The organism is Haloferax sp. s1 (assembly GCF_058382125.1).
Genome location: NZ_JBZRPK010000105.1, coordinates 1 through 1,066, shown reverse-complemented (window position 1 = coordinate 1,066; position 1,066 = coordinate 1). Strand labels below are relative to the sequence as shown.

Annotated in this window: 1 protein-coding gene; it reads right to left on the bottom strand. The window is 67.2% G+C overall.

Features of this window, described 5'->3' with window-relative positions:
* Nucleotides 1-122 precede the first annotated feature (122 nt).
* Complete coding sequence (locus tag QT222_RS00730; protein ID WP_491475980.1) at nt 123-1,049, bottom strand: MFS transporter; 927 nt, start codon at nt 1,047-1,049, stop codon at nt 123-125.
* Between the last annotated feature and the right edge of the window lie 17 nt (nt 1,050-1,066).

Genomic DNA, 1,066 nt, shown 5'->3' with positions numbered 1-1,066 from the left:
GCTCCCCCGGGAAATGCGTTCTCGCCCGCACGAACGTCCCGGCGACGGACACGGGGACCGGACGACCCCTCGCGCTCGAACGCCGTCAGAAAGAAGGAAGGTATCCGAACGCTCGCTCCGCGTCAGTCGGTGCTGGGGACCGCGCCGCCCGACGGGTCAGCCTGCCCACGCCCGTCGAGGTGGAGACGCGTGAAGAGCAGGAGCCCGATCAGACTGGGGACGGCGACGACGAACACCGACACTTCGAGACCGTACCTCGCGAGCGTTTGCGCGCCGACGATGCTCCCGACGACGGACCCTACCTGTCCGAGGGAGAGCAGAATCCCCGACATCGTCCCGACGTGGTTGGGGTCGATGTCCGCGAGTTCGCCGGGGAGGATGTAGAACATCGCGGCCAGCCCCCCGCCGAAGAACCCGGAGACGAGTAACCCGATCAGGAACACGGGAAGTAAGGGAGCGAACGCGAGGATGATGATGCCGAACGATAGCCCCAGGATGCCCAGAACGAGTCCCAGACGACGGGTGTAGCGGTCGGACAGCGGCGGGAGGAAGAGCGCGCCCATCGTCGAGGCGAACGGCGAGGTGCCGAGCATGTACTCGGGAACTGTGTACGCCTGCGCGTCGGCCCACTCGGGGAGCACGGCGAGCGACCCCAGCACGGACCAGTACGCGAGCCCGATCAGCGCGAGAGCATAGGGCGTCGACGGCGATCGGAGCACCGATGAAACCGATTCACGGAACGGGACGCCCTCGCCGGACCTGAGCGGCATGCCGGTTTCGACGTTCGTCGGTCGTTCCTCCTCGCGAGGCGAGCGGACGAACACGAGCCAGAGGACGCCAGCCGCGACGGTAATCCCACCGTACAGCAGGAACACGCGCTGCCAGCTCCCCACGGCGGTCAGCACGATCCCTCCGGACAGCGCGAACGCCACCCCAATACCGAGGGTGTTGCCGGCCATGAGCACTCCCTGCCCGAGCCCCAACTGATCGGAGGGGAACCACTCCGTGACGACCTTAATCAGGCTCGGGTTGACCATCCCCCTCCCCACGGACGCCACGAGACTGA